This is a genomic window from Acidithiobacillus sp. TH-A36 (assembly GCF_057473445.1).
Map to the genome: position 1 here is coordinate 1 of NZ_JBYCKP010000099.1, position 1,202 is coordinate 1,202.

At 52.9% G+C, this 1,202-nt stretch carries 2 protein-coding genes; both read left to right on the forward strand.

Annotation, left to right across the window (positions count from 1 at the left end; genetic code table 11):
• Positions 1 to 886, forward strand: an 886-nt coding sequence (locus AC2VLY_RS02875) for an HAD-IC family P-type ATPase (RefSeq protein WP_486892653.1), incomplete at its 5' end; no start/stop codon positions are given.
• Between the two features lie 86 nt (positions 887 to 972).
• On the forward strand, positions 973 to 1,202 hold a 230-nt coding region (locus AC2VLY_RS02880), incomplete at its 3' end, for a potassium-transporting ATPase subunit C (protein WP_486892654.1).

A 1,202-nucleotide genomic window follows, 5' to 3' on the forward strand; every position in this document is an offset into this window, starting at 1 on the left:
GGTGGATTGGGAGGGACAGCAGCTGCGCAAGGGTGCGCCCGATTCCATGAAAGCCTGGATAAAAGATTTGCAGGGAAGCTGGCCGGAAGGCTTGGATGCCATTATCGAGAAAATTGCCGCAGGGGGCGCGACACCGCTGGTGGTATGTTCTGGTGCCCAGGTGCTCGGGGCGATTGAGCTGCGGGACATCGTCAAAACCGGAATCAAGGAACGCTTTGCTGAGTTAAGAGAAATGGGCATCCGCACCGTGATGGTGACGGGAGATAATCCCTTGACGGCTGCTGCCATTGCGGCGGAGGCCGGTGTCGATGATTACCTTGCGGAAGCCAAACCGGAAACCAAACTTGCGCGTATCCGTCAATATCAGAGTGACGGATATATGGTAGCGATGACGGGAGATGGCACCAACGACTCGCCAGCTCTCGCACAGGCCGATGTGGGGCTGTGCATGGCCAGTGGTACCCAGGCCGCGCGAGAAGCTTCGAATATGGTGGATATGGACTCCAACCCGACGAAATTGCTGGATATTGTCCGGATTGGCAAGCAGTTGCTGATGACTCGTGGGAGCTTGACCACCTTTAGTGTCGCCAACGATGTTGCCAAATATTTTGCCATCATACCGGCGGCTTTCATCTCTACCTATCCACAATTATCGGCCCTCAACATCATGGACTTGAGTTCGCCGGATACTGCGATCATGTCTGCCGTGATTTTTAATGCACTTATTATTCCCATTCTGATTCCTCTGGCATTGAAAGGCGTCAAATTCCGGGCGGACAGCGCGCAGAATATTTTGCGCCGGAATGTCTGGATATACGGATTGGGAGGCATCATTGCGCCTTTCATCGGCATCAAGTTGATCGACCTGCTACTGACGGTTTTATAGGAGGATTCCACATGAACAAGTCACTCGAAAATGCTTCTAAACCGAATGCGCAGAATGGGGATCATCAAGGGATATGGGCAGCGGTGATGGGCGATCTGAAAAGCACTTTACTGCTTTTTCTCCTGTTAGTGGTGATAACCGGGCTGATTTACCCCTTAACGATGACGGGCGTCGGACAATTGCTGTTTCCTCATCAGGCAAATGGCTCGCTGATTAAAGAACATGGGCGCGTGGTGGGTTCTGCATTGATTGGACAGTATTTCCGCGAACCGGAGTACTTCTGGAGTCGTCCCTCCGCGACTTCGCCGATGCCCTA